This is a genomic window from Marinovum algicola (assembly GCF_900109145.1).
GTDB lineage: Bacteria > Pseudomonadota > Alphaproteobacteria > Rhodobacterales > Rhodobacteraceae > Marinovum > Marinovum algicola.
Genome location: NZ_FNYY01000024.1, coordinates 1 through 25,751 on the forward strand (window position 1 = coordinate 1; position 25,751 = coordinate 25,751).

Consider the following 25,751-nt stretch of genomic DNA (forward strand, 5'->3'; position numbering starts at 1 on the left):
GACTATATCGGTGCCCGCGCCTTGGTGAGCAGTTTGCCAAAGGTGGAATGGCTGCTCGGAGATCGAGGGTATGACGCCGACTGGTTCCGAGAAGCGTTGAAAGACAAAGGGATACGCGCCTGCATCCCCGGTCGCAAGCAGCGCAAGAAAACCGTCAAGTACGACAAGCGCCGCTACAGACGCCGCAATCGGATCGAAATCATGTTCGGCAGGCTGAAGGATTGGCGGCGTGTGGCGACCCGATACGACCGGTGCCCGAAGGTCTTCCTGTCAGCCATCGCTCTCGCCGCACTCGTCATTTACTGGCTATGAGTCCTGACCCTACGACGGCCCCGTTACCGAAGTCCTGCTAGGATGCGCTAGTTTGCACACGAAAAGAATTGCTGTACATTTTGCTGTACAAGGTGCTGGACGCTAATCGGAAAAGGTAAATTAATTCAGCTTTTTAGAATAATTTAGTTACGTGAAGAGCGGACTTCGTCAGCGGCCTGTTCGGGCGGCGAGGCTGCAACAACCATCGCGGCAAATTCGATCCGGTCTTCGGGCGCAGGCAATACCAACTTGCCCTGTCGCGCCATCGTCCGCCACGGCGATAGATGGTTCGCTTTCAGGCCATGCCGGGCAGCGACCTCGTTGACCGTGGCGCCCGAAACCAGCGTCTCCGCCACGATCCGCGCCTTCACCTCATCCGGCCACTTGCGACTGCGCATGCCCCCACGCCGCGACATGAGAACTCCATCGTAGTCTCCACGGAGAAACTCCCTCTGGTTCATCCTCGAACGAGCCAATCTCAGATCACGGAGGCGGCAGAAGGGTGGGATCGGAAAAGCAGTTACATCAATCGCCGGCACCGGGCTGGAAGTACGGTCGCACCCTGTCAAACCGGCAGTCCTGATCCTGGCCGTTGCAGTCCTGATTTCAGGTCTGAAATTCGTTCTGCTTTAGTCAGCCCACGCATCGTCCTGCGTTTGCTGTCGTTTCTTCCAATGAGGCCATCATCTGCTCACTGACCTGTTGTTTGGTCACAAGCCGCAGAAAATCGGCGATGGCGTCAAACTTGCCCTGATCCATGCCGTTCGCGATGATCATATGATTTATATTGTCCGCTGTTGCCCAGGTTGCGAGCTGAGCATCCTTCATGGAATCCTCACCATCCAGGTCCAGCAACCCTCGGTAGTATGTGAGGCGGCAGCCGTTGTGACCCGCATAATGGGTCACATTTCCGTCTTCCAGCGTACGCATAGCGACCGGCGTCAGGTTCGCACCGGCAAGGTCTGGAATATCTTTGCTGCTCGCAGCCGCTGCGGGGGTCATACCCCCCACATCAATTGCGAATGGTTGCCCTGCCAATTCCGTATGCACGTCGAACACCGACGGTTCCGAGGTGAACTGCGGTCCCAAACCGACGGCCAACGCAATGGCTGCGGCAACCGCGCCACCAACGAGCCATCGAGTTGGCCAACGGTTCTGATTTGCCGCTTCTGCAACCTGCTCGGAAGGGGAGGGCCCTGTTTCCGGACGCAAGGCACCAAGGCTGGCCGAAACGCTGGCAACATCCCTCAACGCCTCTTGCAAAGCGGGTTCGAACCGGAGGCGCGACTCCATCGCTTGGCGCTCAACGTCACTCAACTCGCCATCATGATAGGCGTTGACCAGTTCCCAATCGTTCTCGTTCAACTCGTTCATCGTGCGCTTTTCTCTATTTCATCCGCAGCGTCCGATCCTTCGACCAGTGCCAAAAGTGCCTTACGCGCCCGGCTAATCCGGCTCATGACCGTCCCGTTCGCCACATCCATCACCTTCGCCGCCTCGGCGTATTTCAATCCCATTACGTCCACAAGACACAGCACTTCGCGCATATCCGGCGGCAACTTCTCGAACGCCATGCGGATCAAAATGTCCCGCGCCGCGTCTGATATGCCCGCTTCATCTGATAGACGTTTCTCAACCGCCAAATATTCCCGGCGCACACGTCTTTTTCTCAGCTCGTCGTAGTGAAGATTGCGGATCACCCGGAACATCCAGGGTCTCAATTCGTCAAGAACTGTCGGGCGGCTCTCGGTTCTCAGCGCACGTTCGATGGCATCCTGCACAAGGTCTTCTGCGTCGTCCGAAGACGCACAAATGGCAATCGCGTAGGCCCGGAACTCCGGGAGAAGCACTTCGATTTGAGTGAGCGACGCCATGACTGAACGCTTATCGCAATACGGTCCCGAGACAAAGGAAAGCATGTACCAAAAAAACTTCGCGCCGCGCCCCTTGATGTATCTGCGAACATTCGCAGATACATCTGTATGGAACTGGATGCGATGCAAAAAAATGCCGACGCGGCGGAAGCCCTGCTCAAGTGCCTGGCCAGTCGGAACAGGTTGATGATCCTCTGCACACTGGTCGAAGGCGAACAATCGGTCGGCGCCCTTGCCGCTTCGCTCGATGTTCGGGAAAGCATCGTGTCCCAGCACCTGGCCATATTGCGGCGAGAGGGGCTCGTCGCGGGCCGGCGAGAGGGTCAGACCATCTATTACGCCCTGTCGAACGAAGACGCGAAACGCCTTCTGGACACGCTCTATAGTATCTTCTGCGATGGCGAAGAGGAGCGCGGCCGCAGCGATTCTGGCCACTGAATTCACGCTCACCCTCCTCCAAATCCCTAGAAAATCGGAATTGAAACGAACATGATCCTGGCGCGCCAAAGCCCTTCCACCGGACCGACGTCCCCCGACATCTGGGGGCTTCATGAGGAGGACACCGGAGCCATCCAGCACCCCGCGGCCTGTCCGCGCACCCGCAAAGCCGCGCCTATCGATGTGGTGCCGGATTTCGACCCGCTGACGGCGCGGACTTCGTGCCTGACACGCTGCGGCACGGCCAAGCCCGAATTCATCAAAACGCGCGACGACCGTGCTGCCACACCCGCCCTGCCCGACCGCATGCCGCACGCCGCACAGGTTAACCTGCGCGGCGGTCGCCTGCACCCGGCCGAGGCCGATGGGCACAGCAATTTCAAGACCACCGCAAACAAGTTCTGAAGGAGAACAAGGATGACCAAAGGCATCAAGGATTTCGTCGCCGAAGCGAAAGCAACCGTTGAGACCATCTCGCCGGAACAGGCCGAGGCGAACGCCCGGTCGGGCGCCGGTCTGCTTCTGGATGTGCGCGAGCCCGGCGAACTGGCCAAAGACGGCAAGCTGGGGCCAGACCACATCCACATCCCGCGCGGCCTGCTCGAGGCCAAGGCCGATCCCGACAGCGGCGTGGCCGAGGCCGACCTGACCGCCGTGCAGGGGAAGTCGCCCGTCATGGTCGTCTGCGCCTCGGGCGCGCGCGCCGCCATGGCCGCCGCCCGGCTGAAGGAGATGGGATATGACGCGCAGCTGGTCGATGGCGGTCTGGCAGGCTGGAAAAAGGCGGGCTTGCCGACCGCTTAGATGCGGCTGACACGGGCTAAGGATTAACTGCGGCACACGCCGCGAAAGGACGAACCCATGAAACGACGACACTTTCTGTTGGCCGGTGCGGCGGCTGGCGCGGCCTTGGCCGCACCGATGCTGGTGACCCGCCGCGCGATCGCGGCGGAACCGGGCGCCCCCCTGCCGATCCCTCCCTTGATGGAGGTGGATGGAAGGGCCGGGAACACGCTCAGCGCGCGCGCCGGAACGCGGAATTTCTATCCCGGTGTCTCCTCGCCCACGCTTGGTTTCTCGCAGGACTATCTCGGCCCGACGCTGCGCTTGGTCAAGGGGCGAACCGCGAAGATCGCGGTCGAAAACCGCACCGAAGCCCCCATTACCGCGCACTGGCACGGAATGCACCTGCCCGGCCACCTCGACGGCGGGCCGCAACTGGCGTTCGGTCCCGGCGAGACCTGGACGCCCGAGCTTCCCGTCAATCACCCGGCGGCGACACTCTGGTATCATAGCCACGTCCACGGAGAGACCGCCACCCAGGTCTATCGGGGGTTGGCCGGCATGATCCTGTTGGACGATCCCGAGATCGACGTTCCCCTTCCGCGAACCTATGGCGAGGATGATTTCCCGCTGATTGTCCAGGATCGCCTGTTCCGGCGCGGGGTGATGACCTATGACCTCGGACACATGGACCAGATGGCGGGGTTCCAGGGCAGCGATATCCTTGTCAACGGGACACTCCAACCCAAGCTGACCGTCCCTGCCGGTCTGGTGCGGCTGCGGCTTTTGAATGCGTCGAACGCGCGGACCTACGAATTCGGCTTCTCGGATGGCCGCGAGTTCCATCAGGTCGCCAGCGACGGCGGGCTGCTGCCTGCGCCGCAAGCGATGACCGGCCTGCATCTGTCCTCCGGCGAGCGGGCCGAGATCGTGGCCGATTTCTCGGATCGCCGTGCGGTGCGGCTCGTCTCCGCCGATATCGCAGGCGGCATGATGGGGGGCGGGTCCATGGGCGGCATGATGGGCGGCGGGGGCATGATGGGCGCAGACACCGGCGCGACCGGCACGCTCGACATCCTGTCGATCGAGGTTTCGGAACAGCCTGCGCGCGTTTCCGGCGCGCTGCCCGCACGCCTGCCCGCCACCTTGCCCGACCTTGGTGCGCCCGTGCGGACGCGCGATTTCACCCTGAACGTCCATTCGGGTGGCATGATGGGCAGCATGCTCAACAACCTCGTTGGCCGCGACGGGCAGACGATGGGCATTAACGGGTCATCCTATGACATGAGCCGTGTCGATTTCCACGTCCCCTTGGGTGAAACCGAACGCTGGCGCATCAACGCCGACATGATGGCCCATCCCTTCCATGTGCATGGAGCCTCGTTCCTGGTCACGGGCATGGGCGGCCGGGCCGTTGATCCGCAGGCGACCGGTCTCAAGGACGTGGTGCATGTCGACGGTCTGACCGAAATTCTCGTCCGCTTCGACAAGCCGGCCACGGCTGAGGCCCCGTTCATGTACCATTGCCACATCCTCGAACACGAGGACCGCGGGATGATGGGCCAGTTCACCGTGGGATAAGTTGCCGCAAAACCCACAAGACAATCTGAGTTGCACGGGCAGGAAAAGCCGAAACGATCCTTGGCCCTGAGCCTGCCATAGGCTGGACGGCGTTTCTCGGCGTGCTTGCAGCAATGGTCTTGTGGGAAATCGCGGCGACGCCGGCGAGATATTCCGCGCGTGATCCGATGGACGAACATCCTCTTGCTGGTCGTGATCGTACGGTGATCTTGGCCGTGAAGCCTTGCGCCTCCAGCTTGCGGGTGGAGGTGAGCACATGGGCGTGGTGGTTGCGCTGATCGCCCTCGCGGTGCGGCGCGTGGACCGCGACATCGCCGACCACCCCGCAGCGGCTGTCCGACCGCTAGGCGAAGTCGGTTCTCCCGGACCCGCGCGCCAATGGAAGGAAGGCAAGGATCTGATGGCTTTCCCGAAGGCCTTGCGACTTGGCATTGCCGCCGCGCCGCCCGCGGTCGCAAATACATCAGAATACATATTCCAATTTGCTATATTGATACTTGGAATATCAATAGTGATGTTTCATAAGGTCGGCACTGCAATCGGGATAAGCCACATGATCACCGGCCCTCAGATGCGCGCGGCGCGTGCCCTTCTCGGCATCGATCAGAAGACCCTGGCCGAGCTATCCGGCCTCTCCGTTCCGACGATCCAGCGCATGGAGGCCAGCGCCGGCAACGTGCGTGGTGTGGTCGACAGCCTGACAAAGATTGTGACAGCGCTGGAGCTCGCCGGTGTCGAACTGATCGGTGAAGGCATCCCCAGTACGGCAGGCGGGCGCGGCGTCCGCCTGAAACCACCACCCCCGAAAGTCTGACCCAAGACTCGCGACGGCGACCGCCGACGACATGCCGACGATCCCGCCGCAACCCTCAAAGGTGCGGCCGAAGATGAAAGACCAGACCACCAGACAGAGTGCGGCACCCAGCTTCGCCGACCTCTTCACTCCGAAACTCGTCACGGTCCTGCGAGAAGGCTACGGACTGTCCCAAATACGCGCGGACGCCATTGCAGGTCTAACGGTTGCCATCGTCGCCTTGCCCCTCTCGATGGCGATCGCCATCGCCTCGGGCGCAACCCCGGCGCAGGGGCTCTACACGGCCATCGTCGGCGGCTTCCTCGTCTCGCTTCTGGGCGGATCGCGGTTCCAGATCGGCGGGCCCGCGGGCGCCTTCATCGTGCTGGTCGCTGCGACGGTGGCGCAACACGGGATAGAGGGGCTGATCCTTGCAACCTTCCTCTCGGGCCTGATGCTGGCGGCCGTCGGCTTCCTGCGCCTCGGCACCTTCATCAAGTTCATTCCCTTCCCGGTGACGGTCGGCTTCACCGCCGGGATCGCGGTCATCATCTTTGCCAGCCAGATCAAGGAACTTTTTGGCCTGACGCTCGACCATGAGCCGGGCGAGTTGCTGGAGAAGCCCCCGCCCTGTGGGAGGCGCGTGCGAGCCTGACGCCGGACGCGCTTCTCGTCTCGGTGGCGACGGTCGCGATCATCCTCGGCCTGCGCAAATGGCGGCCGCATTGGCCGGGCATGCTGGTTGCAGTCGGCGCCGCGGCCCTGGCAACGGCACTCCTGAACCTGCCGGTGCAGACAATCGGTACGAAGTTCGGCGGCATTCCCTCGACCTTGCCGGCGCCCAGCCTGCCGGACCTGTCGCTCGACAAGGTCATGGCGGTTCTGCCCGCCGCAATCTCCTTCACGCTTCTGGGCGCCATCGAGTCGCTTCTCTCCGCGGTGGTTGCCGACGGCATGACCGGGCGTCGGCACCGCTCGAACTGCGAGCTTGTCGCGCAGGGCGCGGCCAATCTCGGATCGGCGCTCTTCGGCGGTTTCTGCGTCTCTGGCACCATCGCGCGGACCGCAACCAATGTGCGCTCGGGTGCGCATGGTCCGGGCTCGGGCATGCTGCACGCGCTGTTCATCCTGCTCTTCATGGCTGTGGCCGCGCCGCTTGCCGCCTACATTCCGCTTGCCGCTCTTGCGGGTGTCCTCGCCGTCGTCGCCTGGAACATGATCGAGAAGCCGGCCATCGCCATTCTCGTCCGGTCCGGTTGGGGAGAGGCGACGGTCCTCGCCGCCACATTCTTCCTGACGATCTTCCGCGACCTGACCGAAGCCATCGTCGTCGGCTTCGCGCTCGGCTCGGTCCTCTTTATCCAACGGATGAGCAAGACCACCGCCATCTCCACCCAAACCCCCCTTGTCGGACGGGACGAGGCGGACGGCGCACACCCGCGCGGCAGCTATGACGAAGAGGCCGCGGCGAACCCCGAGGTCGTGGTCTACCGCATCACCGGTGCGCTCTTCTTTGGCGCAACCGCTTCCATCGGTTCGGGGCGCGACCAGCTTGGCGATGATCGATGGTTAACCGATACCCCGAAACACTTCAGATCAGTGTATCCGGTGCGCCACATTCCAGAAACTGACCACGGCCACTTTCGGCGTATAGCCGTTCGCCACGTACAACGGTTTTGCCCCGCGACAGGACGATCTCGGGCCAGCCCGTGATCGTGCGACCCTCGTAAGGCGTGTAGTCCACATTGTGATGCAAAAGCTCGTTGCGGATTGTCACCTCGCGTTCGGCATCCCAGATCGCAATGTCGGCATCGGCGCCGACGGCAATCGTTCCCTTGCGCGGATAAAGCCCGTAAAGCCGCGCCGGATTGGTGGCGGTGAGAGCCACGAATTGATTGAGCGAAATCCGCCCCTTGCCCACCCCTTCCGAAAACAGCAGCGGCAGGCGGGTTTCGACACCGGGGATCCCGTTGGGGACATGGGTGAAACTGGCCCCGTCACCGCAAAGTTTCTTGCCGGTGGCGCTGTCGAACTTGAACGGCGCGTGATCCGACGAGAACACCTGAAACGTGCCGTTCGCCAGCCCGCGCCAGACGCTTTGCTGGCTGGCGGTATCGCGCGGCGGCGGCGAACAGATGTGCTTGGCGCCCTCGAACCCGTCGAGATCGAGATCGTCGGCGGTGAGCAGGATGTATTGCGGGCAGGTCTCGGCAAAGACCCTCAGCCCTTTGGCGCGGGCGGCGGCGATCTGGTCCATCGCCTCGCCGCCCGAGACATGCACCACCAGCATCGGTACATCGACGATCTCTGCCAGCGAGATGGCCCGGTGCGTCGCCTCGCGCTCGGCTATCGCGGGGCGCGCATCGGCATGAAAGCGTGGCGCGGTCTGGCCGGCCTGCTCCAGCGCCTCGGTCAGCCAGGCGATGGCGTCGGAATTTTCGGCATGGATCATGGTCAGCGCGCCTTCGCGCTTGGCCAGCGCCAGCACCTCGATAATCTGCCGGTCGTTCAGCTTGAGATCGTCATAGGTGGTGTAGATCTTGAACGAGGTGTAGCCCTCGCGGATCAAGGCGGGCAGTTCCTGCCCCAGCACCTGCGGCGTCGGGTCGGTGACAATCAGGTGGAAGGCATAGTCGATCACCGATTTTCCGTCAGCGCGCCGGTGGTAATCATCCACCGCCGCGCGCAGGGTCTGGCCCTTTTGCTGGCAGGCGAAGGGAATGACGGTGGTGGTTCCGCCAAAGGCGGCCGAGCGCGGCCCGCTGTCGAAATCGTCGGCCATGACGGAGCCGTCAGAGGACGGTTGATCGAAATGGCAATGCGCATCGACCCCGCCAGGCAAGACCAGCTTGCCGGTTGCGTCGATCTCTTCAGACGCCGCGCCCAGATCATGGCCCAGCGCCACGATGCGTCCGCCCCGAATGCCGATATCGGCGTCAAAGACGTCGGCGGCAGTGGCAATGCGTCCGCCGCGAATGACGAGGTCGAGTTCTGTGGTCATGGCCTGTCTGTCCTTGCGTCTGGCGCGGCACGGCGCGCGAGAAAATCTATGGTCTGGTCGCCCGATGCCAGAAGGTGCCCGCGCCAGATACGTCGGGCCCGGTCGGCATCGCGCGCGTCGAAAGCGGCCATCAGGTCGAGGTGCTCCTGCATTGCGGCGTTGCGCCGGGCGTCGCGGCCCAGGGCGATGAACCTCACCCGCTCGGCCTGTTGCGCCAGCCGGCTTCGCTGATCGCTCAGGATCGGGTTGCGGGCGAAATCGACGATGCGGTCGTGAATGCGCCGATTGACATCGAAATACCGGGTGCGGTCCTCGCAACCGGCGAGGTGCTGCATGTTTGCATGAAGGTCGTGCAACTCGGCCAGTTCTTCGGCAGTCATGCGTTTGCAGGCCAGTTCCGCCGCCAATGCCTCGATTCCGGCGATGACTTCGAAAAGGGCGCGGGTCTGATCGACCGTCACCCGGCTGGCCGCGGCGCCGCGATTGGGGGTGAGATCGACCAGCCCCTCGGTGGCAAGCAGCTTCAGCGCTTCGCGCATCGGAGTGAGCGAAACGCCGATCTCTTCGGCCAGGGCGGTGACGGCCAGCCTTTCGCCCGGAGCGAGCGCGCCGGTAATGATCCGGTCGCGCAATGCCTCGGCCACCCGTTCGTGCAGGTGGGCGCGGCTGAGGCCGCCTTCGCCCCGCGGCACCTTGCGTTGGGCAAGGGTCATCATGTGCACTCCTCCTTTCAGGCGCAATCCTTATGCGCGATGCGCAGCGCCAGGGCCTTCGGCAGTCCGACCGAAGCCTTTGCGGCAGGCCGGGCGAAGCTGCCCTTTTGCGGGCCGACCGGCCGCAGCGCCGCCAGTGTGGCCGCGTGGCGCAGGGCGGCCTGGGCGCAATCGACCACCGGCACGGGGATGCGGTCGCGCACCATTGGCGCAAGGCCCGAAAGCGGCGCGCCGGCCAGCACGATCACATCGGCACCGTCCTGTTCGATCGCCTGCATGGCCAGGTCGACCAGCAGATCGGCCTTTTCGCATTGCACGTCCGAAATCGACCGGAAGGCACCGTTCAGCATGCGGATGCTGGCGCAGCGTCCGCCAAGCCCGTGCCAGTCGACGCATTCGCGATACCAAGGCCCCAGCGCCTGGGCGAAGGTGACGATCGAGAACCGCCCGCCCAGCATGCAGGCGGTCAGCATACCCGCCTCGGCCAGCCCAACCACGGGGATATCGAACAGCTCGCGCGCGGCGCCGATGCCGGGATCGCCGAAGGCGGCGACAATGGCGGCATCGTAGTCGGCATGGCGCTCGGACAGGATTTCCAGCACCGACATGCCACCCACGATTGCCTCGGTCCGTGTCGAGATATAGGGCACGCCCACCGCCGCGGTCACGCTGTCGAGCGTGGTATCCGGCGGCAGGACCGAGCGCGCAGCCTCGGACAGAAGCTCGGTCAGCGCCTCGGTGGTGTTGGGGTTGATCAGCAGTATTTTCATAATTTTCACTCGTCTTTCGATCAATAGCCAAGCGCGCGCGGCAGCCAGGTCACTATTCCGGGGAAGATCAGGCACAGGATCAGCACGGCGTATTGCACCGCCACATAGGGCCAGACATTGCGGATCAGCGCCGCCATCTTAACCCGCGTGATGCCGCTCATGACAAAGAGCACCACGCCCACCGGCGGTGTCATCATCCCGATCACCAGGTTGAATACGAAGAGGAAGCCAAAGAGCAGCGGGTCGATGCCGAAGGTCCCGGCCACCGGCGCAAAGAGCGGCACCAGCATGATGTAGGCGGCGTTCGATTCGATGAACATGCCGACGACGATCAGCAGGCTCATCACCAGCACCAGGAACACGGTCGGATTGTCGCTGACGCCTTGCAGGAAGTCGGCCATCGCCGCAGGCACCATGTCGATGGTGAAGAGGAAGGTCACGCCGGCGGCAAAGGCAATCAGCGCGCCCACCATCGCGGCACCGATGGCGGCCTGGAACAGCGCCGGCGCGAGGTCGGAGATCTTCAGCTCGCGCGTGACACAAAAGCCCACGATCACCGCATAGGCCACGGCGATGCCGGCACCCTCGGTGGGCGTGAAGACGCCGCCGACAATGCCACCGACGACCACAACGGGCATCGCCAGAACCGGCAGCGCGCGCCAAGCTTCGATCGCCGCCGTGCGAAACGAAAACGCGTCGCCGGTGAGCTTGAATCCGCGCTTCACGGAAAGCACGGAGGCCACCGTCATGAAGCCCAGCGTCAGAAGGATGCCCGGCACGACACCGGCCATGAACAGCCCGCCGACCGAAACGGCGGAGCCTGCCATCAGCGCATAGACGATCATCGCGTTCGACGGCGGAATGATCGCGCCGAGGTTGGCGGCCGAGGCCACGACGGCACTGGAATAGCCGTCGTCATAGGTCTTGCGCATCGCCGGAACGAGGGTGGAGCCAAGCGCAGAAGCCGAGGCCACCGCCGCGCCCGAGACCGCCGCAAGCATCATGCCGGCGACGATGGCGACATGCGCCAGCCCGCCGTGCACCCGGCCCACCAGAGCGTTGGCGAAATGGATCATGCGCTTCATGATCCCGGCACGCACCATCAACTCGCCCGCCAGCATGAAAAGCGGAATGGCCATAAGCGGGAAGCTGTCGACCGCGTGCATCATCCGCTGCGGCAGGACGCTGAGTTCGATCCCGCCCGCAAGAAGCCCGCCCAGCGAGGCCAGCCCGAGGGCAAAGGCCAGCGGCATGCCCAGAAGGGCGAGGGTGAAAAAGACAAGGATGACAACGATGGTCATGACGGATTCTCCGAAGGCCAGGTGTCGCGCCCGCCCCAGGCCAGCAGGCCGAGGTGCAGCACCGAATGTACCGCCGCAAGCAGCACGGCGATGTAATAGACCGCCGCCGTGACCGGCAGGGTCGGCATCATTTCTGGCCAGGTATAGGCCGTGACTTCCCAGGCGAACCGGAAGATCACCACCATCAGCACCGCCGCCAGCGCCGCCGCGACGCGAAACAGCGCCTCTTGCAGCCGTTCGGGCAATTTGACCACCAGCGCGTCGATGCCGACATGCACGCCGCGCCGGATACCGTGCGGAATGGCAAGGAACATCGCCCAGACAAAGGCCAGACGCGCCACCTCTTCCGACCAGTCGATGGCGCTGGCAAAGGCGTATCGGAACACAACCTGCGTTACCACCAGCCCGGCCATGACGGCCATGGCGCCGATCACCGCCCAGCCCGTTACCCGGTCCAGACGCGCGAGGATCCCGCGCGCCCGGGCCAGCGCCGGGCCTCCCTTGAGAGGTCCGGCAATCTGCGCCTCGGCGATCATTTCGCGGCGGCCTCGGCCAGCACGAGATCGATCAGCTCATCACCGATCCGCTCTTTCAGCGCGCCGATCACCGGCTGGCTGCGCGCGCGCAGGGCGGCTCGGGTCTCATCGCTGAGCGGGGTGAATGTCATGCCCGCCTTGACCAGCGCCTCGCGCGACGCGGTATCCTCGGCGGCGGCGGTGTCACGTTGCCAGGCGATCGCTTCCGCGGCGGCATCGCGCACCGCTTGCTGCTGATCCTCGGGCAGGCGCTCGAACTTGCGCTTGTTTGCGACCAGAGCGATGTAATCGAAGAAGTGCCCGCTGTCCGACAGATGGCCCTGCACCTCGTTGAAATTGCGCGAAGCGATGATCGAGAACGGGTTTTCCTGGCCGTCGAGTACGCCTTGTTGCAACGCCGAGTAGACTTCGGAAATGCCCATCGACACCGGGTTGGCGCCAATGGCGCGGAAGGTGGCGAGATGGGTCTCGTTCGGTTGCAGGCGAATTTTCAGGCCCTCGAAATCCTCGACCGAGGCAATCGGGCGGACGTCGTTGGTGACGTTGCGCGAGCCCAGTTCCATCCAGCCCAGTGCCACAAAGCCGCGTTCGGCCAGCTTGTCTTCCAGCATTTGGCCGGCCTTGCCGTCGATCACCCGAAAGGCGGTTTCGCGGTCGGGATAGGCGAAAGGCAACGACACGGCTTCAAGCTCGGGCACGGTGCGCGACAGGTAGGCCGAACCGATCCAGGTGCCGAAAACCACGCCAGACCGTACCTGGTCGACGTTTTCCTTGGCGCCGCCAAGCTGCATCGCCGGAAAGGTCTGGATCGCAAGCGCGCCGCCGGTCTTCTCGGCCACCGCGTCGGCAAAGCGTTCCATGGCAAGCGAGCTGGAATGTTCGACCGGGAAATTGCCCGCCAGCCTCAGGGTTTCGGCCAGCGCTGGCCCGGTGGCCGCGAGGGACAAGGCAGCGGCGCCAAACAATGCGAAAAGTGGTTTCATCAGGTCTCTCCCATCTGATTTTTTTCGGCAGCCGACCGTCGCTCCCTGCGGTGTGACACTGCCATGACTGCAACGCGGCCTAGGGTGAATTCCCGCCCTCCCGAAATCAAGACGATTTTTTATAAAAAATTATAAATCGGCTATCGTACTGTTTTTAATGTTTATTTTAAGCATACGATATCAAGCATCCCCGTACTCTGTATGGAATTGTGGGTGGCGGCATGACGCATCCGTGCGCTCTTTCCCAACGTCAGGTGCTGTGCGGCCGCACGGAAACCGCGGCCCCGAATCAACCCAGCTGCGGTGATCATGTCGGGACATGGCGGCACCGCCCCACGAATCATTCTCAAACTGCCCGAGAATTCATCAACCTGCCTACGTGAACGATTATTTCATTTATTTCCCAAATGTTACATCATTTTAAATTTTTTATTTGATCTTTGACTGCACCGGACCCACGATCAATCCATCCACACAAGGAGGGATCCGAATGAGTTCGACCTGCCGTATCGGCCTGCTCACGCCTTCATCCAACACCATCATGGAACCCCGGGTGAGCCAGATCCTGGCCGACACGCCGGGGACCACCGCACATTTCGCGCGGTTCCGGGTGGTGAAGATCGCCATGAGCGACGAGGCACTTGGGCAATTCAGCTTCGCGCCACAACTCGAAGCCGCCGAGCATCTGGCCGACGCGAAATGCGATGTCATCGCTTGGGGCGGCACATCGGGCGGCTGGCTCGGCGCCGACAACGACGCGGCGCTGGTCCGCGCGATCACCGAGCGCACCGGCGTGCCCGCGACCACCTCGACCCTGGCCACGCTCGACGCATTCCGCGCCCTCGGGGTCAGCCGCTACGCCCTGGCCACGCCCTACCTCGAAGAGGTGCAGGAGGCGATCGTCCGCAACTTTGCCGCGTTGGGCTTTACCTGCGCCGCCGAGCGCCACCTTGGCGATCCCGGCAACTTCAGCTTCGCGACATATCCGGAGGAGCGGATCGCCGGCCTGATCCAGGAGGTCGCGACAGCCAAACCCGAAGCCATTGCCGTTTACTGCACCAACTTCGACGGCCCCCGCGTCGCCCCCGGCATCGAGCGCGACACCGGCATCGCGGTGCTCGACAGCATCGCCGTCACCCTCTGGCACGCCCTGCGCCTGGCCGGCCGCGATACCGCGGCGCTGGCGGATTGGGGCCGCATCTTCCGCTGCGCCCTCCCGGAACGCAGCGCAACCACGCCGGTCACGGCGTAACCCAAGGGCCGCAAGGCCGACCAACAAGGAGAGCAAGAATGAAAACCATAATGACCCTCGCCGCCTCGGCGCTGATCGCCGCCACGGCGACGGCTCAGGCGGAGACCTACCAGCTCAAGGCGCTGGGCCAGCCGGTCGCCACCGGCCTGATCCAGAAGAACGTGGAACAGCCGTTCTTCGAGAACTTCGCCGAAAAGACCGGCATCGACGCCACGGTGGACTACAAGCCGCTCGACGTGACCGGCATCAAGGACACCGAACAACTGCGCATTCTCAAGGCCGGGCTGTTCGACATCGTGTCGCTGCGCATGAGCCAGGTGTCGCGCGACGAACCCACCATCCTGGGCCTCGACCTTGTGGGCCTGAACCCCGACTACGACACCGGCCGCAAGACCGTGGCGGCCTTCCAGGACAAGGTTGACGCGCAGCTGCAAGCCAAGTTCAACACCAAACTGCTGGGCGTCTGGCCCTTCGGCCCGCAGGTGCTGTTCTGTGAGCCCGAGATCGCGCAATTGTCTGATCTGAAAGGCAAGAAGGTGCGGGTTTATGACCAGAACCTGGCCAATTTCGTCTCTTCGGTCGGCGGAACGCCGGTGCCCATCGGCTTCCCCGATGTGCATCAATCGCTGGCTCGTGGCGTCGTGGATTGCGCCATCACCGGGCCGTCCTCGGCCAATTCCGCCGGCTGGCCGGAAGTCACCAACTACATGCTGCCGGTCGCCTTCCAGCTGGCGCTTAACGGCTATGGCATCAATCTCGACACCTGGAACAAGCTGTCGGAAGAAGATCAGGCCAAGCTGGAAGCCGGATTCGACACGCTGGTCGAGGATATCTGGACCTATTCCGAGGAACTCTTTGACGACGCGGTGCGCTGCAACATCGGTGAAGAGCCCTGCGAGACAGTCAAGAAATACGACCTGAAGCTGGTCGAGATCAGCGCTGCCGACAAGGACATCATCGGCAATGCGGTGACCGAGATCTCTTTCCCGACCTGGGCCGAGGTCTGTGACAAGCAGAATGCGTCCTGCTCGGCGGATTGGAAGGCGGCGATCGACGCTGCGCTGACCCAATGACGGATCAGACCACAGACGGGGCCATCGCGGCCCCGTCTTCCCCGCCTGTCGGAACGCTCGCCGGAGGGAACGTCATGGAACACTTCGCCGCCTTTGCCGCCCGCCTGTTCGGCGTCGCGCTGGTTGCGCTGTCGATTTTCGTCTCGATCGAGACCGTGGCGCGCAAGCTGTTCAACTTCTCCTTCGAAGGCGCCGACGAGTTGGGCGGCTACGTGCTAGCGATCGGCTCCAGCCTCGCCTTCGTGGTGGCGCTGGTCGACCGGGCGCATATTCGCATCGACGTGCTTCACGCGCGTTTTCCCAAGCGGTTGCAGGCGGTGATGGACTGGCTGTCGATTGTCTCGATTGCCGGGCTGGGGCTGTTCATCCTCTACGTGGGCCGGATCGTGATCGTCGATACGCTGGCCTATGGCTCGACCGCCCCCACGCCTTGGGCGACGCCGCTGATCTGGCCGCAGGCCGCCTGGTACGCCGCGCTCTGCCTGTTCGCATTGGCGTCAATCTACATGGCGGTGCGGGCAACGGTGCATGTCATCAACGGCCGGCTCGATCAGGTGACCGCGGAATTCCATCCGAAAGGCGCCATCGAGGAACTTCAGGAAGAAATGGAGGATCTGGGGCGCCGCTAGGCCGCCCCGATCCGGCAACAATCCGGGGCCGTGCGCGCCCCGTAGAAGGGAGTGAGAGACATGGGTGTGGGTGTTGTTTTCACGGGCTTTTTCGGGATGATGGGGCTGTTGCTCATGTCCTTCCCGATTGCCGTCATCATGGTGGTTCTGGGCGTCATCGGCGGGGTGCTTCTTTATGGCTGGCCGCTGCTGAATTCGATGGGGCCGGTGATCTGGGGAGTGCAGAACGAGAATATCCTGACCGCCGTGCCGCTGTTTATCCTGCTGGGTGAGTTGCTCTTGCGCAGCGGCATTGCCGACCGCATGTACGGCGCGTTGGCGATCTGGCTCAACCGGCTGCCGGGCGGGCTGCTGCATACCAATATCGGCTGTTGTTCGCTGTTTGCCGCCACCTCGGGCTCGTCGGTGGCGACAGCGGCGACAGTGGGCACGGTGGCGCTGCCCAACCTTAAGCGGCGCGGCTATGGTTCGCGCCAGGCGCTGGGGTCGTTGGCGGCGGGGGGCACGCTGGGCATCCTGATCCCACCCTCGGTCAACCTGCTGATCTACGGCTCTCTGGCCAATGAATCCATCGGGCAGCTCTTTATTGCCGGGATCATTCCGGGCATCGCGCTGACGCTTCTCTTCATGGTCTATATCGCGAGCGAGAGCTATTTCATTCCGGCGTCCGATGGCGAGGAAGAGGCCAAGGTGCCGCTGGCCATGAAACTGGCCGCGCTCAAGCATCTGGTGCCGCCGGCGATCATCTTCGCGGTGGTCATGGGCTCGATTTATTTCGGGATCGCCACGCCCACGGAATCCGCCGCGCTTGGCGTAGTGGTGGCGCTGGCCTTTGCCGCCCGCGAGGGCAAGCTGAGCCTTGAGTTCTTCGACAACTGCTTCCGCCAGACCGCCAAGACGACGGGCATGATCCTCCTGATCATCACCGCCGCCTTCATGCTGAATGTGACGCTGGCACTTGGCGGGATCGCGCAGACGATGACCGCTTGGGTCGCTTCTTTCGGTCTGGCGCCCTGGGCGTTGCTGATGGCGCTGATCGTCTTCTACCTGTTCCTCGGAATGTTCATGGACGTGCTGTCGATGCAGGTGCTGACCATCCCGGTGGCGCTGCCCATCGTGACGGCCGTCGGCATCGATCCGATCTGGTTCGGCATCTTCATCGTGCTGATGTGCGAGTTGGGCATGATCACCCCGCCGGTCGGTATGAACCTTTACGTCGTGCAGGGCGTGCGCACCGATGGCGGGCCGTTCCGTGACGTGGTGCTGGGGGCGATCCCCTATGCGTTGATCATGGTGCTGTTCACCATCCTGCTGATCTTCGTGCCGCAGATCGTGACCTGGCTGCCAGAAACGATGAGTGGGCGCTAGGGCGATGGCGGAGTTCTGGAGATGGACGGCGGCCGAGCTTTCGGCCGCCTATGGAGCGGGGCGCGCCGATCCGGTGGCGGTGATGGCGGAACTTCAGGCGCGGATTGCGGCGCTCAATCCGCAGATCAACGCCTATGTCGCGCTGGCCGACGACCTGGCCGCGCAGGCCGAGGCGTCGCGCAGGCGCTGGCAGGCGGGCCAGCCTCTGTCGGCCCTCGACGGTGTGCCGGTGGCGGTGAAGGACAACTTGCATGTGGCAGGTCTGAAGACCTGCTGGGGCGGGTGGACGTTCGACGCGGTGGCCGAGGCCGACGAATTGCCCGTGGCGCGGCTGCGCGCGGCGGGGGCGGTTATCGTCGGCAAGACCAACACGCCGGAGTTTGCCGTCGAAGGCTATACCGGCAATGCCCGCTTCGGCGTGACCCGCAACCCTTGGGATACGGCGCTGACCCCCGGCGGCTCGTCCGGCGGATCGGTGGCCGCTGTGGCGGCGGGGCTGGCGACACTGGCGATTGGCACCGATGGCGGCGGCTCGACCCGCCGACCCGCCGGGCATACCGGGCTTTACGGGCTGAAACCGTCGCTGGGCTGCATTCCGCGAGGCGGCGGGCTGCCACAAATCCTGATGGATTTCGAGGTTCTTGGCAGCTTTGCCCGCGACATCCGCGATCTCGAAATTCTGCATGGCGTTCTGGCCGGTTCGGATCGCGCCGACCCGGTGTCACGCTGTCAGGCAAAGTCCCGGCAGGACGACAGGCTGCGCATCCTTTCGGCGCCATTGCTCGAGGAACATCCCTGCGACCCCGAGATCCTTGCTGCCACCCGCGCGCTGGCCGGGCGGCTTGCGGATATGGGCCACGCGGTGATCGAAGGCCCCCTGCCCCTCGATCTCGACGAGGTGGCGGGCTTCTGGGGAAGGTTCGGGCAGGTGGGGCTGGCGCAACTGCGCGCGGCGGTGCCGGCGATGCCGGAAAAGGCGGCGCCGCAATACCTCGCCATGGCCGACGAGGGCAACGCGGTGCCCGCGCGCGATCTTTTTGCCGCCACGCAGGCGGTGCAGCGGCTCAGGGCCGAGACGTCGCGGCTCTTCGGCGATTGGGATGTCATCCTGATGCCCTGCGCGGCGGCCCAGCCCTGGCCCGCCGGAGAAAGCCATCCGTCGGTGATCGACGGACAAGCGGTGGGGCCGCGTGGCCATGCGATCTATACCGGCTGGGTCAATGCCGCAGGTCATCCCGGCCTTGCTGTGCCCGCCGGGTTTGACGGCAGGGGCCTGCCAATCGGGTGCCAGCTGATCGGGGATCTGGGGAGCGAGGCAGGGCTGATCGCCCTGGCCGCCGATCTGGCGGCGGAATGCGAGGGCTGGCGCTGGCCGGCCCTCGCCGAAACCTCAGCGCTGGATTTCGAGGTCGAGTGACACCGAACCGAGACCGTCGATCCGCCCCCGGACGGTGGTCTCGGCCTGCACGTAAGGCAGGCCATTCAGCGAGCCGGTGATCACCACCTGGCCGGGGCAAAGCCCGCCGCAGTGATCACCGATCATCGCCTCCAGCACCAGGAAGTTTTCAAAGGCATCGCCGCCCGGCACCTGCGCAGCGCCCTCCAGCAGAACGGTGTCCCCGGCTGTCAGAGCTGCCGTCACCTGCGCCACCGACATCCCCAGCCAATCCTTGACCGGCGAGCCGACGACCAGCCCGCCGTTGATCTGATTGTCGGCCAGTTTCAGCATCGGCGCGGCGCCCCCCGGCAGCCGGGTGCGCACGATCTCGATCACCGGCACCAGCGAGAGGCAATCGGCCATCGCCTGCCGCCGGTTCGCCGCCCCCTGCCCCGGCAGCGGCGCGTCGATGCGAAATCCGATCTCAAGCTCGATGCCGATCTGTTCGTCTGCCGGCACCGTCAGCACGGCAGGAGATGGCAGAATGTCCTTGGCGAAGATCGGCGCCATGATCCGATCAGCGCCGGGCTTGTTGGCAACCTTGAAGCCGCCGACCGGGCCCGTGGCACGAACAACTTCGCGTTGGATACCAAGAGCTTCTTTCATGCTGGGATCGGTCGTCGGCAGCTTCTCGGGGGATACGATCCCCCCTGCCTCGCGTGCCTCGATCAAGGCGGCCGCCAGCGCACTTTCCGTCACGTCTCCGGTTTCGATTTTCATTTGTTCTCTACTTTCATGTTGATATAGTTTACTTAATTTTAAATCCTGCACTTTCCCGCAGCAAGCGGTCGCGCGCGACAAGGCCGGGGTATTGCAGGCCCACGAAGAGGCCTGGCGATGGGAGGACGACGATGAAGACACGCAGATCGGATCATCCGCGCCGTCGCGTGGACGCGCGCGGCAAAGTGGTAATCAGCCGGGCGCCGCTGCATGAGCAAGTGGCCGAGGAAATCCGCCGCATGATTGTCACCGGCAGGCTGGCACCGGGCGAAAAGATCAAGGTTTCCGAACTGGCGGAAGAGCTCGACGTGTCGCTGACCCCCATGCGCGAGGCGCTGAAGATCCTGGGCAAGGAAAGCCTCGTGGACCTGATCGCCAACCGTGGCGCCCGCGTGTCCGAGATTACGGTTGATGGCACGCGCAGCCTGTTCGAAGTGATCTCGCGGCTCGAAGCGCTGGCGGCGGAACTGGCCGCCCGTCGAATTACCGGTGCCGAGCTGCAAGAACTTGAAGACCTGCACCGCCAGATGATCGAGAGTCATCAGGCCAACGACCTCCAAGCCTATTTCGACCTCAACCTTGAAATCCACAACCTCGTCGTGGATGCGGCCAAAAACTCGGACCTGACCCGGACCCGCACCAGCCTGGCCTTTCATGTCGAACGCGCACGGTTCGTTTCGGTGGCCACACGCGGGCATCGCGACCTGTCGGTGCGGGATCACGACAACCTGATGCAGGCGCTGCGAGACGGCGATCCTGACAGGGCGCGCGATGTCTGGCAGGCCCACCTCGAACGCGCCGGCAACGAGGCCTGCCGCCTTGTGGCCCTTTGGGAGGCGGAAACCGATCAGGCGGCCGCGCAGTAATCGCTCGCGGCAGGGCGCCTCCGCTACAGGCGGGCAGCGCGAAAAAAGGCCGGGCACAAAGCCCGGCCGAAGTTCAGGGAGGTTATTTCGGTCAGGCCGCACGTTCGGCCTTTGCTGCGTCCGGCGTCTGGGACAGGAAATCAAGGGCCGCCTGTACCCCGCCGCGTTCATGAGGCACGCCGGCGCGCGCCAGCCCCATTTCGATGCCCGAGAGCGTGCCCAACAGCATCAGGTCGTTGAAATCGCCCAGGTGGCCGATGCGGAACACCCTGTCCTGAAGCCGACCCAAGCCATTGCCCAATGACATGTTGAATTCGGTATGGATGGTCCGACGCAGGACATCGGCAGACTGCCCTTCGGGCATGAGCACGGCGGTCAGAACAGGCGAATAATGGTCGGGCACGCGGCACAGCACCTCTAGCCCCCAGGCCGTCACCGCGCGACGGGTGGCTTCAGCGTGGCGCTTGTGTCGGGCAAAGACGGCCTCCAGCCCTTCTTCGTGCAGCATGTCTACCGCCTCGACCAGCCCGTAAAGCATGTTCGTCGCCGGTGTGTAGGGGAAATAGCCGGTCGCGTTTGCGGCGATCATTTCGCTCCAGTCCCAGAACGACCGCGGCAGATCGGCTGCTACCGACGCGGCCCTTGCCTTCTCGCTCACCGCGTTGAACGACAGGCCCGGCGGCAACATCAATCCCTTCTGCGACCCGCCGACCGTCACGTCGACGCCCCAGGCATCGTGGCGATAATCGACCGAACCCAGCGACGAAATCGTATCGACCATCAAAAGCGCGGGATGGCCGGTGCCGTCCATCGCCTCCCGGATCGCGGCAATGTCCGAGGTGCAGCCGGTCGAGGTTTCGTTGTGCACCACGCAGACGGCCTTGATCTCATGGCTGCTGTCGGCGCGCAGGCGGGCTTCGATTGCCGCGACATCCGCCGCCTGCCGCCAATCGGTGTCGATCAGCTCTGGCTGCAACCCCAAGCGCGTGGCGAGGCGTTGCCACAGCCAGGCGAAATGGCCGGTTTCACACATCAGCACCCTGTCGCCTGCGGACATGGTGTTGACCAACGCCGCCTCCCAGGCACCGGTGCCGGAGGCCGGATAGATGATCATATTCGCGTCGGTGCCGAAAATCGTCTTGATCCCTTCAAGCGCGCGACGACCGAGATCGCCGAATTCCGGGCTGCGGTGGTCGATCACGGGTTGGTCGATGGCGCGCAGAATACGGTCAGGCACGGTGCTTGGACCGGGTATCTGCAGAAAATGACGTCCGGGTTTGCGCATTGTCGTGAACCTCCTGGTATCAAGCTTTTCGAGAGCGAGGATAGCAGACTTTTATTTTAAATCAAATTTTCTTTAAATTGTTGTTTATATAGGGTTATACAAATTCTCATGGTGTATGTCCATCCTTGACCACCTCCGGAATCACCGGGGTCACCTTGCCGGGCACGGTCGGCGACCCTGCCTGCACCGGCGGCAGCCTGATTTCATGAAACCCGCAGTGCGGATCAGAGGACAAAAGCGTCAGGTCATTGCAGATTTTCGAGAGCTTCACCTCTATCCGCTTCAGGACATACTAGAAGGCAACATAGGCTCCCGTATCGGAGGAGGCCTCGATCAGGTCACCGGCCAGTTTCACCGTCAGACCCGTAGCCTGCACCAATTCTGACACCGCCGCTTCGGCGTAGCCGTCTGGAGTGTTGACCCGCGTTCTCAGGCCGGCACCCGCACCTCCGGCATTGGCTGGATCAGCATCCGGGCATATGCGCTCTCGGAATGATCAAAAATCCGATCGGCCTCGCCCTCTTCCACCAGTTCGCCGCAGTGGATCAGCGCCACCCGGTCGCAGGGGTAGCGCACCAAGGCGAGATCGTGGCGGATGAAGAAATAGGTCAGCCCGAGCCGGTCCTGCACCACGCAGAGCAGGCTCAGAACCTGCGCCCGCACCGAGACGTCGAGCGACCAACACAGCGTTGGCCATCGCGATATCTTGTACCGCGATACCGGTGAGATCAGCGATCGGGATCTGGCACTCGGCGGTTCGTGCTGCCGTGCCCTGTCCGCTTTGCTGGATGCATCGCCGATTGCGCAACTTGAGATTCGTTTCCTTCACCCCAAGGGTGCCGTAGATTTGCGCGGGATCAGGCTCGGCGTGATCTTTCTGACCTCCGGCGTCTCGGCGGCCTCGAAGAGCAGGTGCAGAGCGACCTCCGCCACGCGGTCGAACGGCACCCGCACGGTGGTCAGCGGCACCGGAAGCCGGCTGACGATCGGAATGTCGTTGTAGCCGACCAGGGAAATATCCTCCGGGACACTGCGCCCGGACTGCATGATCGCGGACATGCTGCCGATCGCGGTATTGTCGTTGATCGCGAAGATCGCGGTTGGCGGCCTCGTCAGTTCCATCAGATGCCGGGCCGCCGCTTCGCCGGAGTCGATGCTGAAGGTCGAGGGCACGATCAGCTCCGGCGCGACGGCGATCTGGCCCTCTTCCAGAGCGTGCAGGTATCCGGCCAGCCGCCCACGGGAACTGGTGGCATAGTCCGGCCCGGCGACGATGCCGATCCGGCGGTGGCCGAGGTCGATCAGGTGCCGCGTCGCCAAGTAGCCGCCCAGCTTGTCGTCGCCGACCGAGGCGGCGCTGGCGCCGTTGTGGCGCAGCGCATAGACGAAGGGCACGCCGCGCTCGCGCAGTGCCTCGCCGAAATGGTCGCCTTCGCGGGCGGTGGTCAGGATCAGCCCGTCGACGCCGCGCCGGATCAGCGCCTCGGCGGCCTTGCGGCTGGCGTCGGGACTGTCGTCGGTGGTGGCCACGATGGCGAAGCGGCCCTGCTGGGCCGCGGCGGCGCTGACCGCTTCGTAGAACATCGCCATCACCGTGTCGGTCAACCGCGGCACGATGACACCGATCGTCCCCGTCGAGCCGCGCCGCAGGTTCGCGGCCGAGAGATCGCGGACATAGCCAAGCTTGCGGGCGACCTCGCGCACGTGTCGCGCCTTGGGCGAATCGGAGTTCGGCAGGCGCTCGTCCAGCATCCGCGACACCGTCGACTTGGACACGCCGGCCTCTCGGGCGACGTCGTGCAGGGTCACGCGCGCCTTTGTTTTCATTGATGAACTGCCCTCGGCCATGGGTCCTCCTCAGACGCGATCTGCGCCGTAGGCAAAAACTACCACTTGACACGACCTCATGGCAATGCTGTTTTGGGAACGTTCCCGCAATCGTTCCCAAAACGGGCTGAAACGGCGGGTCAGACAGTTTTGAAAACGCATCTGGAGGAGTTTCCGAAATGCAATCCATGGACCTGCGCGGCCTGAACCCCGCCCCCGTCACCGCCTTCAATCGCGACGGCTCGCTCGACATCGAGGCGAACGTCCGCATTGCCAAATGGCTGGCCAGTTTTGACGAGGTGAAGTCGCTGGTGATCCTCGGCCACGCCGGCGAAGGCACCTTCCTGACCACCGAAGAGCGGCTGGAGCTGATTGCGGCCTACAGGGACGCGGTCGACATTCCGATCATCGCCGGCATCACTGGCGAGGGCACCAAGGTGGCCGCGGAAGAGGCCAAGCGCTCCTACGACGCCGGCGCCACCGGCGCGCTCGTCTATCCGAACCACGGCTGGCTGCGCTTCGGTTTCCAGAAGGGCGCGCCGCAGGACCGCTACAAGGCGATCTACCAAGAGGGCGGCCTGCAAACCATCCTGTTCCAGTACCCGGCCGCGACCAAGGCGAACTATGACCTCGAGACCCAGCTCGACATCGCCGCGCAGGAAGGCTGCGTCGCCACCAAGAACGGCGTGCGCGACATGAAGCGCTGGTACGTCGAAATTCCGGCGCTGAAAGAGGCCCAGCCGGATCTGCAAATCCTGTCCTGCCACGACGAATGGCTGCTGCCGACCATGTTTGACGTTGACGGCCTGCTGGTCGGCTATGGCAACATCGCGCCGGAACTGCTGATCGATCTGATCGCCGCCGGCAAGGCGCAGGATTACACCGCCGCGCGCGAGGTGTTCGAGCGGCTTCTGCCGGTCACGCAAGCGGTCTATCACCGTGGCTCGCATATGGAAGGCACCGTCGCGCTCAAGATCGGCCTGCGCCATCGCGGCCTTCTGGACCATGCGACGATCCGTGAACCGCTCAAGGACCTCGGCGAAGCGGCCGAGCGCGAGATCGAGGCCGCCTTCGAGGCCGCCGGCATCGGCCGGGTCGAACTGGCCGTAGCCGCCGAGTAACCCGCAGACGGTTGCCCCCGGTCCCGCACCGGGGGCACATTGAACCCAAGGGAGGAAACCATGTTCAACTTCAAATTCTCCGGCCTGCGGCTTGCCGCAACGGCCACGCTCGCCGGCGCCATCGCCGCGACCTCAGTGGCCGCGACCGAAATTCGTATCGGCGCCATGCGCGAAGGCTCCGCCTGGTATGTCTTTGCCGCGACGCTGGAGCAGATCATCGAGCCGATCCTCGGCAAGAACTCGGTCGAGGTCATTGCCCGCGGCGGCGGCGTCGCCAACCCGATGGTCGTCCAGGGCGGCAAGGCCGAGATCGCGCTGTCCAACGTCGCCTCTGCGGTCTGGGCCGCCGAAGGCGCCGATGTTTACCAGGGCATGTCGGCCCCCGACATCCGCGCGCTGGTCGGCGGCCTGAACTCCGTCTACGTCGGCGTCATGGCGCGCAAGGCCTTCACCGACGAGATGGGCACCACCGATCTGACCGAGATCCTCGCCTCCGGCAAGCCGGTGCGGGTGCTGATGAAGCCGGTCGGCTCATCGGCGGTGCCGGTGGCGCAGATGATCTTCGAAGGGCTGGGCACCTCGGTCGATCAGATCAAGGCAAACGGTGGCGACGTGATCCAGGTCGGCACCGGCCAGATCCCCGACCAGATGCGCAACGGAAATGCCGACATTTACATCGACACGATGATCAAGGGCCATCCGACGATCACAGAAGTCGCCCTGACCACCGACGTGGTCTTCCTCGACGTGCCGGAGGCCGCCATGGACCTGCTAGCGCAGAACGGCCTGATCCCCGGCACCTACGGCCCCGAGTGGTACAAGGGCCAGACCGCGGCCACCGCCGGCGCCAACCTCGGCACCGTGCTCATTGCCAGCGCCAATCTCGACGAGGAGACCGCCTACAAGATCACCAAGGCGATCATCGAGAACGCCGAGCAACTCAAGGGCTCGCATGGCGCCTGGTCGCGCTTCGATCCGACGCGGGCGATGCTGCCCGAGAACACCGGCATCGAACTGCACCCCGGTGCGATCCGCTACTACCAGGAAGCCGGCCTGATGTGATCGGCTTGGTGCGGCCGCCCGCTGC

The 25,751-nt window shown here is 63.9% G+C and carries 28 protein-coding genes and 1 pseudogene; 14 read left to right on the plus strand and 15 right to left on the minus strand.

From position 1 onward, the window contains the following. Positions 1-312 (plus strand): IS5/IS1182 family transposase (locus BMW90_RS22100; RefSeq protein ID WP_074839352.1); only part of this gene is annotated, 312 nt, incomplete at its 5' end. A 143-nt stretch (positions 313-455) separates the two neighbouring features. On the opposite strand, the gene BMW90_RS22105 is transcribed toward BMW90_RS22100, so the two are convergent. The 3 genes from BMW90_RS22105 to BMW90_RS27360 form a co-directional block, all read right to left on the minus strand. Continuing rightward, the gene (locus BMW90_RS22105; protein WP_244526582.1) at positions 456-710 is read right to left on the minus strand and encodes a transposase; all 255 of its coding nucleotides are present in this window, start codon (positions 708-710) and stop codon (positions 456-458) included. Positions 711-945: 235 nt separating this feature from the next. Further along, positions 946-1,686, minus strand: coding sequence for an anti-sigma factor family protein (locus BMW90_RS22110; protein ID WP_074839358.1), 741 nt, complete (start codon positions 1,684-1,686; stop codon positions 946-948). Continuing rightward, on the minus strand, positions 1,683-2,630 hold the full coding sequence (locus BMW90_RS27360) for an RNA polymerase sigma factor (protein WP_423135772.1): 948 nt from the start codon (positions 2,628-2,630) through the stop codon (positions 1,683-1,685). The genes BMW90_RS22110 and BMW90_RS27360 overlap by 4 nt, the downstream gene beginning before the upstream one ends. A gap of 45 nt (positions 2,631-2,675) precedes the next feature. Between BMW90_RS27360 and BMW90_RS22125 the strand changes: the two genes are divergently transcribed. From BMW90_RS22125 to BMW90_RS22135, 3 genes are all read left to right on the plus strand, one after another. After that, a complete protein-coding gene (locus tag BMW90_RS22125) occupies positions 2,676-3,029 on the plus strand; it encodes a hypothetical protein (protein ID WP_074839363.1) in 354 nt (117 codons plus the stop codon). 12 nt (positions 3,030-3,041) lie between these two features. Beyond that, complete coding sequence (locus BMW90_RS22130) at positions 3,042-3,428, plus strand: rhodanese-like domain-containing protein (RefSeq protein ID WP_074839366.1); 387 nt, start codon at positions 3,042-3,044, stop codon at positions 3,426-3,428. A 117-nt stretch (positions 3,429-3,545) separates the two neighbouring features. Beyond that, positions 3,546-4,988: a multicopper oxidase family protein gene (locus BMW90_RS22135; RefSeq protein WP_244526583.1), complete on the plus strand. Its 1,443-nt coding sequence runs from the start codon at positions 3,546-3,548 to the stop codon at positions 4,986-4,988. Here BMW90_RS22135 and BMW90_RS27080 read toward each other — a convergent pair. Further along, positions 4,975-5,310 carry a MobA/MobL family protein gene (locus BMW90_RS27080; protein WP_244526584.1) on the minus strand — a complete coding sequence of 112 codons (336 nt, stop codon included), beginning with the start codon at positions 5,308-5,310 and terminating at the stop codon, positions 4,975-4,977. The two genes, BMW90_RS22135 and BMW90_RS27080, sit on opposite strands and share 14 nt — an antisense overlap. On the opposite strand from BMW90_RS27080, the gene BMW90_RS27085 reads away from it, so the two are divergent. Both BMW90_RS27085 and BMW90_RS27090 read left to right on the plus strand, forming a co-directional pair. Further along, positions 5,245-5,802, plus strand: coding sequence for a helix-turn-helix domain-containing protein (locus BMW90_RS27085; RefSeq protein WP_244526585.1), 558 nt, complete (start codon positions 5,245-5,247; stop codon positions 5,800-5,802). The two genes, BMW90_RS27080 and BMW90_RS27085, sit on opposite strands and share 66 nt — an antisense overlap. Before the next feature lie 73 nt (positions 5,803-5,875). Then, a pseudogene (locus BMW90_RS27090) lies at positions 5,876-7,341 on the plus strand (SulP family inorganic anion transporter); the annotation flags it as partial. 31 nt (positions 7,342-7,372) lie between these two features. Here BMW90_RS27090 and hydA read toward each other — a convergent pair. From hydA to BMW90_RS22180, 6 genes are read right to left on the minus strand one after another with little or no spacing between them, the layout of a single operon-like run. Then, entirely contained in the window at positions 7,373-8,782 is a 1,410-nt protein-coding gene (gene hydA, locus BMW90_RS22155) for a dihydropyrimidinase (protein ID WP_074839368.1), read from the minus strand. After that, on the minus strand, positions 8,779-9,498 hold the full coding sequence (locus tag BMW90_RS22160) for a GntR family transcriptional regulator (protein ID WP_048534580.1): 720 nt from the start codon (positions 9,496-9,498) through the stop codon (positions 8,779-8,781). Before BMW90_RS22160 ends, hydA begins: the two co-directional genes overlap by 4 nt. A 14-nt stretch (positions 9,499-9,512) precedes the next feature. Next, positions 9,513-10,265, minus strand: coding sequence for an aspartate/glutamate racemase family protein (locus BMW90_RS22165; RefSeq protein ID WP_074839371.1), 753 nt, complete (start codon positions 10,263-10,265; stop codon positions 9,513-9,515). Positions 10,266-10,285: 20 nt separating this feature from the next. Then, positions 10,286-11,566 carry a TRAP transporter large permease gene (locus tag BMW90_RS22170; protein WP_074839375.1) on the minus strand — a complete coding sequence of 427 codons (1,281 nt, stop codon included), beginning with the start codon at positions 11,564-11,566 and terminating at the stop codon, positions 10,286-10,288. Continuing rightward, complete coding sequence (locus BMW90_RS22175; RefSeq protein ID WP_048534574.1) at positions 11,563-12,102, minus strand: TRAP transporter small permease; 540 nt, start codon at positions 12,100-12,102, stop codon at positions 11,563-11,565. The genes BMW90_RS22170 and BMW90_RS22175 overlap by 4 nt, the downstream gene beginning before the upstream one ends. Beyond that, a complete protein-coding gene (locus BMW90_RS22180) occupies positions 12,099-13,085 on the minus strand; it encodes a TRAP transporter substrate-binding protein (RefSeq protein WP_048534573.1) in 987 nt (328 codons plus the stop codon). Before BMW90_RS22180 ends, BMW90_RS22175 begins: the two co-directional genes overlap by 4 nt. Before the next feature lie 490 nt (positions 13,086-13,575). On the opposite strand from BMW90_RS22180, the gene BMW90_RS22185 reads away from it, so the two are divergent. The 5 genes from BMW90_RS22185 (at position 13,576) to BMW90_RS22205 (ending at position 18,824) form a co-directional block, all read left to right on the plus strand. After that, positions 13,576-14,337: a maleate cis-trans isomerase family protein gene (locus BMW90_RS22185; protein WP_074839377.1), complete on the plus strand. Its 762-nt coding sequence runs from the start codon at positions 13,576-13,578 to the stop codon at positions 14,335-14,337. A gap of 38 nt (positions 14,338-14,375) precedes the next feature. Further along, entirely contained in the window at positions 14,376-15,410 is a 1,035-nt protein-coding gene (locus BMW90_RS22190) for a TRAP transporter substrate-binding protein (protein ID WP_048534571.1), read from the plus strand. A gap of 74 nt (positions 15,411-15,484) precedes the next feature. After that, entirely contained in the window at positions 15,485-16,039 is a 555-nt protein-coding gene (locus tag BMW90_RS22195) for a TRAP transporter small permease subunit (protein ID WP_074839379.1), read from the plus strand. A gap of 60 nt (positions 16,040-16,099) precedes the next feature. Further along, positions 16,100-17,407, plus strand: a complete 1,308-nt coding sequence (locus tag BMW90_RS22200; RefSeq protein WP_074839382.1) for a TRAP transporter large permease — start codon at positions 16,100-16,102, stop codon at positions 17,405-17,407. A gap of 4 nt (positions 17,408-17,411) precedes the next feature. After that, complete coding sequence (locus BMW90_RS22205) at positions 17,412-18,824, plus strand: amidase (protein ID WP_048534566.1); 1,413 nt, start codon at positions 17,412-17,414, stop codon at positions 18,822-18,824. Here BMW90_RS22205 and BMW90_RS22210 read toward each other — a convergent pair. Beyond that, on the minus strand, positions 18,798-19,565 hold the full coding sequence (locus BMW90_RS22210; RefSeq protein ID WP_074839384.1) for a hypothetical protein: 768 nt from the start codon (positions 19,563-19,565) through the stop codon (positions 18,798-18,800). The genes BMW90_RS22205 and BMW90_RS22210 overlap by 27 nt on opposite strands. 131 nt (positions 19,566-19,696) lie before the next feature. On the opposite strand from BMW90_RS22210, the gene BMW90_RS22215 reads away from it, so the two are divergent. Next, complete coding sequence (locus BMW90_RS22215; protein ID WP_074839387.1) at positions 19,697-20,431, plus strand: GntR family transcriptional regulator; 735 nt, start codon at positions 19,697-19,699, stop codon at positions 20,429-20,431. A 91-nt stretch (positions 20,432-20,522) separates the two neighbouring features. Here the strand turns inward: BMW90_RS22215 and BMW90_RS22220 are convergent, their stop codons facing one another. The 4 genes from BMW90_RS22220 to BMW90_RS22235 all read right to left on the minus strand — a co-directional run bounded on the left by BMW90_RS22220 (position 20,523) and on the right by BMW90_RS22235 (position 23,543). Further along, complete coding sequence (locus tag BMW90_RS22220) at positions 20,523-21,668, minus strand: pyridoxal-phosphate-dependent aminotransferase family protein (RefSeq protein WP_306456269.1); 1,146 nt, start codon at positions 21,666-21,668, stop codon at positions 20,523-20,525. Between the two features lie 154 nt (positions 21,669-21,822). Next, positions 21,823-22,002 carry a lyase family protein gene (locus BMW90_RS27095; protein ID WP_306456270.1) on the minus strand — a complete coding sequence of 60 codons (180 nt, stop codon included), beginning with the start codon at positions 22,000-22,002 and terminating at the stop codon, positions 21,823-21,825. A gap of 143 nt (positions 22,003-22,145) precedes the next feature. After that, complete coding sequence (locus tag BMW90_RS22230; protein WP_211569006.1) at positions 22,146-22,379, minus strand: hypothetical protein; 234 nt, start codon at positions 22,377-22,379, stop codon at positions 22,146-22,148. 162 nt (positions 22,380-22,541) lie between these two features. Continuing rightward, positions 22,542-23,543 carry a LacI family DNA-binding transcriptional regulator gene (locus BMW90_RS22235; protein WP_211569008.1) on the minus strand — a complete coding sequence of 334 codons (1,002 nt, stop codon included), beginning with the start codon at positions 23,541-23,543 and terminating at the stop codon, positions 22,542-22,544. A 179-nt stretch (positions 23,544-23,722) separates the two neighbouring features. Here BMW90_RS22235 and BMW90_RS22240 point away from each other — a divergent pair, with 179 nt between their 5' ends. Together BMW90_RS22240 and BMW90_RS22245 are read left to right on the plus strand one after the other, a co-directional pair. Continuing rightward, on the plus strand, positions 23,723-24,664 hold the full coding sequence (locus BMW90_RS22240) for a dihydrodipicolinate synthase family protein (protein WP_048534808.1): 942 nt from the start codon (positions 23,723-23,725) through the stop codon (positions 24,662-24,664). Positions 24,665-24,724: 60 nt separating this feature from the next. Beyond that, a complete protein-coding gene (locus tag BMW90_RS22245; protein ID WP_074839395.1) occupies positions 24,725-25,726 on the plus strand; it encodes a TAXI family TRAP transporter solute-binding subunit in 1,002 nt (333 codons plus the stop codon). Positions 25,727-25,751: the final 25 nt, after the last annotated feature.

Bases quoted from the DNA above. Each gene is read 5' to 3' on its own strand.
- BMW90_RS22160 (WP_048534580.1), bottom strand. From the start codon at position 9,498: ATGATGACCCTTGCCCAACGCAAGGTGCCGCGGGGCGAAGGCGGCCTC.
- BMW90_RS22200 (WP_074839382.1), top strand. From the start codon at position 16,100: ATGGGTGTGGGTGTTGTTTTCACGGGCTTTTTCGGGATGATGGGGCTG.
- BMW90_RS22170 (WP_074839375.1), bottom strand. From the start codon at position 11,566: ATGACCATCGTTGTCATCCTTGTCTTTTTCACCCTCGCCCTTCTGGGC.
- BMW90_RS22210 (WP_074839384.1), bottom strand. From the start codon at position 19,565: ATGAAAATCGAAACCGGAGACGTGACGGAAAGTGCGCTGGCGGCCGCC.
- BMW90_RS22110 (WP_074839358.1), bottom strand. From the start codon at position 1,686: ATGAACGAGTTGAACGAGAACGATTGGGAACTGGTCAACGCCTATCAT.
- BMW90_RS27085 (WP_244526585.1), top strand. From the start codon at position 5,245: ATGGGCGTGGTGGTTGCGCTGATCGCCCTCGCGGTGCGGCGCGTGGAC.
- BMW90_RS22235 (WP_211569008.1), bottom strand. From the start codon at position 23,543: ATGAAAACAAAGGCGCGCGTGACCCTGCACGACGTCGCCCGAGAGGCC.
- BMW90_RS22185 (WP_074839377.1), top strand. From the start codon at position 13,576: ATGAGTTCGACCTGCCGTATCGGCCTGCTCACGCCTTCATCCAACACC.
- BMW90_RS22180 (WP_048534573.1), bottom strand. From the start codon at position 13,085: ATGAAACCACTTTTCGCATTGTTTGGCGCCGCTGCCTTGTCCCTCGCG.
- BMW90_RS22105 (WP_244526582.1), bottom strand. From the start codon at position 710: ATGCGCAGTCGCAAGTGGCCGGATGAGGTGAAGGCGCGGATCGTGGCG.
- BMW90_RS22135 (WP_244526583.1), top strand. From the start codon at position 3,546: ATGCTGGTGACCCGCCGCGCGATCGCGGCGGAACCGGGCGCCCCCCTG.
- BMW90_RS22130 (WP_074839366.1), top strand. From the start codon at position 3,042: ATGACCAAAGGCATCAAGGATTTCGTCGCCGAAGCGAAAGCAACCGTT.
- BMW90_RS22175 (WP_048534574.1), bottom strand. From the start codon at position 12,102: ATGATCGCCGAGGCGCAGATTGCCGGACCTCTCAAGGGAGGCCCGGCG.
- BMW90_RS22215 (WP_074839387.1), top strand. From the start codon at position 19,697: ATGAAGACACGCAGATCGGATCATCCGCGCCGTCGCGTGGACGCGCGC.
- BMW90_RS22125 (WP_074839363.1), top strand. From the start codon at position 2,676: ATGATCCTGGCGCGCCAAAGCCCTTCCACCGGACCGACGTCCCCCGAC.
- BMW90_RS22205 (WP_048534566.1), top strand. From the start codon at position 17,412: ATGGCGGAGTTCTGGAGATGGACGGCGGCCGAGCTTTCGGCCGCCTAT.
- BMW90_RS22240 (WP_048534808.1), top strand. From the start codon at position 23,723: ATGCAATCCATGGACCTGCGCGGCCTGAACCCCGCCCCCGTCACCGCC.
- BMW90_RS22195 (WP_074839379.1), top strand. From the start codon at position 15,485: ATGGAACACTTCGCCGCCTTTGCCGCCCGCCTGTTCGGCGTCGCGCTG.
- hydA (WP_074839368.1), bottom strand. From the start codon at position 8,782: ATGACCACAGAACTCGACCTCGTCATTCGCGGCGGACGCATTGCCACT.
- BMW90_RS22165 (WP_074839371.1), bottom strand. From the start codon at position 10,265: ATGAAAATACTGCTGATCAACCCCAACACCACCGAGGCGCTGACCGAG.
- BMW90_RS22190 (WP_048534571.1), top strand. From the start codon at position 14,376: ATGAAAACCATAATGACCCTCGCCGCCTCGGCGCTGATCGCCGCCACG.
- BMW90_RS22245 (WP_074839395.1), top strand. From the start codon at position 24,725: ATGTTCAACTTCAAATTCTCCGGCCTGCGGCTTGCCGCAACGGCCACG.